The sequence below is a fragment of the Kandleria sp. genome (genome assembly GCF_017934775.1).
GTDB lineage: Bacteria > Bacillota_I > Bacilli_A > Erysipelotrichales > Coprobacillaceae > Kandleria > Kandleria vitulina.
Genome location: NZ_JAGBIX010000013.1, coordinates 1 through 4,860, shown reverse-complemented (window position 1 = coordinate 4,860; position 4,860 = coordinate 1). Strand labels below are relative to the sequence as shown.

Below are 4,860 nucleotides of genomic sequence, written 5' to 3'. Positions count from 1 at the left end.
TTAAATATATAAATGTTGGAAAAAACTTAGGAAGTGCCGGTGCACAAGCACGGGGAATAAAGGAGGCTGTTCTACAAGGTTACAAGTATATTTGGTTGATGGATGATGATGTAATACCTAATAAAGATGCTTTAGTAGAATTAGTGCGTGTTGATAATGAATTAGATGGGAATTGGGGAATTCTTTCTAGCGTAGCATATTGGACTGATGGGGAAATATGTAAACCTAATAGGCAGAAAAAAACATTATTTAGATTTATAAAGGATAATGATTATAATAAGCATTTAGTTAGAGCGCTCATGGTTTCAGCAGCTTCTATGTATGTTAATGCGGATGCAGTTAAGGATGTGGGGTTACCTATTGCAGAATACTTCTTTTATACTGATGATTATGAATTCAGTGGCCGAATTTCAAGAAAATATCCGGTTTATGTAGTCCCTTCAAGTAAAGTTACACATGCTATTAAGGTCAACATGAAGGCGAATATTGTTAAAGATACTCAAGATAGAATGTATAGGTATCAAAACCTTTATCGAAACGATGTACATTGCTATAGACAGTATGGTATGAAAGGAAATATATATCTGATTACCAAGTTTATATATACATATATGATGGTTCTCGCTAAAGAAAAAAAATATAGAAAGCAGAAAATTGATATTTTAGTTAAAGGTTATCACGATGGTTTATTATTCAAGCCAGAAATCGAAAAGTTATAATTTGATACATATGAATAAAGGAAAATAACTATGCATATTTTGGATGCAATTAATACTAAAAAAGAAAAGAAAATCTTTTTTTGTCATACAATGTATCATATTTTTGTTGCGTTAAGCATTATTCTGGCTAATTGCAGCTATCAAGCATGTACAATAGTAGTGGCTCCAATGAGACACCCAAAAGATAACATTGAATTCTATATAGATATTGTAAATAGAATTAAACAGGCAGGAATTAACACTGTTTTAATAGATAAAGGAGGATTTTGCAAAAGGTTATTTGGGATTAGTGAGATAAAAAACAGAAGGATTTTCAGAACAGTACTTCAAGACTTAGATTGTCAACAAAACGAGTACTTAATGATTAATATGTCATGGAATAAACAAGTAGTAGTGTATCCAGCAAGCATTTTCTTTAAGCATTGTAAGAATGCCATTTTTGTCGAAGAAGGTGCACAGTTATGGCTAACACCAAAAGAAAATGTATTATATACATTATGTCTGGGACTTTATGGTAATCAGCTTAATTGGTGGAAGAGCAATAAAATAGAGTATGTTTTTGCGCATTCAAAAGAAAAACTGATTGAATTAGGTGTGCCTAAATCAAAAGCTCAAATATTTAGCTTACAGCAAATAATACAAACGTATGATGATTTAAAGAAAAAATACTTATGTTCATTCTTTGTTAATGAGGTTGTTTTAAAAAAGTTAATGGAGTGTAATGATAGTAGAAAATGTATAGTTTATACGCAGCCGATTAGCGAGGATGGCTATGTTTCTGAAAAGGAAAAAGTACGTCTATACTCAGAAATATGTAATTTTTACTCCCGATATGGAAATGTTTTTTTGAAAGTACATCCAAGAGATGTTACTGACTATTCAATTGAAAATGTGATAGTAATAAGGGATAGATTCCCATCTGAAATATTTAAAATACTTGAAATACATTTTTTTATTGCAGTAGGACTATGTACTAGTGCAATTGATGAGACTATAGCAAATCATAGAAAAAACATTGCTCCAACTTATTTGTCAGATAGGTAATATAAGTTGGTTGAAGTTGATAATATGGAGTGATGTTGTGGGGAAGTATGAATGTTGAAAAATGATTATTGTGTAAGCATTATTATTCCTTTCTATAATGATGAACAATATATAGGGCAATGTATAAATAGTGTATTGGCACAAACATTGATAGATGATATGGAAGTAATATGTGTCAATGATGGATCAACAGACAATTCATTAGAAATAATAGAAAAAGCTAAGAGAAGAAATAAGAATATTGTGCTCATAAATCAGAATAGAAGCGGGGCTGGTATTGCCAGAAATCAAGGGTTAGCTGTTGCAAAAGGACAGTATATCATGTTTCTGGACAGTGATGATTATTTCGCTAAAAGCGACTCAGTTGAAAGAGCATATAAAGCTGTTTCAGAAATAAAACTAGATGTATGCTTTGGCAATATGTATAGGTTATACAAGGGTAAATTGGTAGGTAGATTTGAACATAGTCGCAGATTCAGTAGCTTTAACTATGAAGGTCTGATTAGCACTAGAAAATTTGCTTATCCGTTCATTCATTTTTTGTCTATTTATAGAAGAGAGTTTTTGATTTCTAATGGATTAAAATATCCGGATAAAAAAAGAGGGCAGGATGTTGTATTCTGCGCTGAGGTTTTAAAAAATACTCCTAATATTTTACATATTAACTATCCAATTTATGTACACAGAATTACTCAAAGCAAAAGAAAGTTTTCGTATGAGCAAGCATTGGATTTTGTGGATTGTTGGAAGATGGTTTTAGATAATTGTGAAAATCAGTATGCTCTATTGAGTTATGCAGCTTTAGCGAGTATAGAATTGAGATTATTTGCTTCGTTTGGTTGGTATGAGCAAGTCGATGAAAATAATGAGTGGTATCGTGTCGATGAACTAAATAGACAATTAGAAAAATGCGGGGCAAATAGGCTTCTGAACAAGGTTGAATGGGAACAACGTGGATTTCCATATTGGTTTGAACATTTTTACATTTTTTTATATAGATATCAGAGATTTGTACAGAAGATGTGGTACTATTGTTTGTTTGGTAAGAAACCCACAGAATGTAAAACTAATAAAAATGAGTAAAAGAGAAGAGTTTGGAAAATACTTTATAGTGTTTATTTTTACTCTCTGGTCTGGGACTGAGGTGTTATTTAGTTCAACTCTAGAGCGTTTTTTATGGTGGAATACTAGTGATATTAATGATCAAATGGCAGTCATTATTCTGGGATTATTGTTAGCTCAGATAGTTTTGTTCCAGAAATATCAGTTCCATGAACTTGTTGTTATTGGAATGATATCACTACCAATTATCATCGCTACTTTAAATTCGAACCATAATAGGATGATGTCAACTTGGATTTTCATTGTTGCTGCCAAATATATAGATTTTGATAAAATTGTAAAATTAACATATTATGTTGAACTTATAATGACATTAATTGTAATTTATTTATTCCAAACGGGAGTAATAACTGAGCTTACAATGTATAGAGGATCTATGGTAAGACATTCGTTGGGATTTATTCATCCTAATCAACTAGGGATGAGAATATTCCTTTTAGTGGTATGTAGATGCTATATAAGAAGGGATAAATTCAACATAATAGACTGGGGCATTATTATTGCCGCGGCAGTTTTTGTTGAGAGGGTAGCGAATTCTAAAACATCATATTTTAGTCTTGTTACTTTTGCCATTATTATGGCCGCGTATGAGATTACAAGGTCGTTAGGGGTAAAACAAGAGGTGTATTCAAATATGATGATAGTAACTGCAGTTATATGTAATGCTGCAAGTATTATCCTGTCATTCATGAATTTAAGCAAGTATCCTTTTTTGAAAATGATTGATGTTTTCATGTCCAAAAGATTTTCGCAGTGCCATAGAACGCTAAAGTATTATGGAATTAAGATTCTTGGACAAGAAATAAAACTTATAGTCACTAGACCGGGGGTTGGTAAAACATACAGATTTTGGCTGGATAATGCGTACATGTCAATACTGTTAAGATATGGACTGATTGTTTTCTTTTTCTTCTCTATTTTGTACATTATTGCAATGATATACTTAAAACAAAACAATAGACATTTATTGGTTGCTATCCTTTGCCTATATGCTATTTATGGACTTATGGAGAACAATTTCTTTTCTATGTCAAATAACTTGTTTTTGCTTACTCTTTCATATCCAATCTATAGTAAGAATATACACGTAGAAGAGAAGAATATAGCCAAGGTAAAATTAGTGTTTTAAAAGAATACTAGATCATTACTTAAAGAAAGTTTATTCTAACTGACACAAATTGTCTTTAATACTAATTGTGAATTATGAGAAGTAATATTAAAAAAAATTATGCTTACAATGCAGTACTTCAACTCTCAAATATTTTTGTTCCAGTAATTACTCTGCCATATATATCTCGTATACTAGGAGCAGCAGGATTAGGAAGGTATTCTTTTGCCTATTCTGTTGCTTACTATTTTTCTATTTTCATAAAACTTGGATTACAAAACTATGGAAATAGGACTATTGCTTATGTGAAAGATGATAAGGATAAACTATCTAGAACTTTTTGGGAAATATATTCTTTTCAATTTGTTCTTGGGATATTTATTTCGGGTGCATATTTTATTTATACATTATTTTTTTCGTCAGTTAAAATACTGGCAATGATTATGTCAGTGGTCATTTTTGCAGCTATGTTAGATGTTACCTGGTTTATGTACGGAATGGAGGAATTTAAAGTTACAGCAGTTAGGGATATTGTGACTAAAGTCGTTACAACTATTTTGATTTTTACTTTGGTCAAAACAGACAATGACACGTGGAAATATGCCCTGATTTTTGTGGCAGGTCTTCTATGCAATCAATTAGTAGTGTGGCCGCTTGTATGTAAACATGTAAGCTTTAAAAGAGTGGCTTGGAATGACATCAGTAAACATATCAAACCTAATTTAACCTGAATTATTCATGACTACTTAAATCTCTGAAATCAGACTCATAAACCGCTTTTTTGAAATGGATGCCCAGAATAGGCGGAAATCTCCCCTGAAAATGGGTAGACTATCCCTATGAATCAGAAATACAGATTTTTAAGTT

5 protein-coding genes are annotated in these 4,860 nt (G+C 31.4%); all 5 read left to right on the top strand.

The window, feature by feature from the left end; genetic code table 11:
* Positions 1-719, top strand: a 719-nt coding sequence (locus J6L95_RS02375) for a glycosyltransferase family protein (RefSeq protein ID WP_287458020.1), incomplete at its 5' end; no start/stop codon positions are given.
* 30 nt (positions 720-749) lie between these two features.
* Entirely contained in the window at positions 750-1,763 is a 1,014-nt protein-coding gene (locus J6L95_RS02370) for a glycosyltransferase family 52 (RefSeq protein ID WP_287458018.1), read from the top strand.
* A 51-nt stretch (positions 1,764-1,814) separates the two neighbouring features.
* The gene (locus J6L95_RS02365; RefSeq protein ID WP_287458016.1) at positions 1,815-2,846 is read left to right on the top strand and encodes a glycosyltransferase family 2 protein; all 1,032 of its coding nucleotides are present in this window, start codon (positions 1,815-1,817) and stop codon (positions 2,844-2,846) included.
* Entirely contained in the window at positions 2,839-4,014 is a 1,176-nt protein-coding gene (locus tag J6L95_RS02360; RefSeq protein WP_287458015.1) for a hypothetical protein, read from the top strand. Before J6L95_RS02365 ends, J6L95_RS02360 begins: the two co-directional genes overlap by 8 nt.
* A gap of 74 nt (positions 4,015-4,088) precedes the next feature.
* A complete protein-coding gene (locus tag J6L95_RS02355) occupies positions 4,089-4,724 on the top strand; it encodes an oligosaccharide flippase family protein (protein WP_287458014.1) in 636 nt (211 codons plus the stop codon).
* Positions 4,725-4,860 lie beyond the last annotated feature (136 nt).

Excerpts from the sequence above, each read along its gene's own strand:
- J6L95_RS02370 (WP_287458018.1), top strand. The coding sequence starts at position 750 with ATGCATATTTTGGATGCAATTAATACTAAAAAAGAAAAGAAAATCTTT.
- J6L95_RS02365 (WP_287458016.1), top strand. The coding sequence starts at position 1,815 with ATGTTGAAAAATGATTATTGTGTAAGCATTATTATTCCTTTCTATAAT.
- J6L95_RS02360 (WP_287458015.1), top strand. The coding sequence starts at position 2,839 with ATGAGTAAAAGAGAAGAGTTTGGAAAATACTTTATAGTGTTTATTTTT.
- J6L95_RS02355 (WP_287458014.1), top strand. The coding sequence starts at position 4,089 with ATGAGAAGTAATATTAAAAAAAATTATGCTTACAATGCAGTACTTCAA.